We start from the raw sequence: 253 nt of genomic DNA, 5'->3' as shown, positions 1-253 counted from the left end.
CGACCTACCGTGGCCTACTTGACGAACTGATCGAGATGCCACGCATCCGTCGTGTCCTCGGGCTAACCGAGCTTCCTACTGCTTCAACGCTGTGTAAGGCGTTCAACCGGCTTGATATGGCTGTGTGGCGTATCATTTTGACTCTCTCAGCGACGTTACTTCCGACAAGCGGAGTTGTTGGTGTTGATGCGTCGGGGTTCGACCGTAGTCACGCTTCGAAACACTACACGAAACGTGCTGAACTCACGATTCA

The 253-nt window shown here is 53.8% G+C and carries 1 pseudogene; it reads left to right on the top strand.

Going from position 1 to position 253, the window contains the following annotated elements:
* A pseudogene (locus tag EXE45_RS18935) lies at positions 1 to 253 on the top strand (IS5/IS1182 family transposase); the annotation flags it as partial.

Origin of the sequence: Halorubrum sp. SP9 (assembly GCF_005435015.1) — an archaeon.
In the GTDB taxonomy this organism is placed as follows: Archaea; Halobacteriota; Halobacteria; order Halobacteriales; family Haloferacaceae; genus Halorubrum; species Halorubrum sodomense.
Note: the sequence above shows the minus strand (reverse complement) of the source record. Positions and strands in the feature narration are given on the sequence as shown.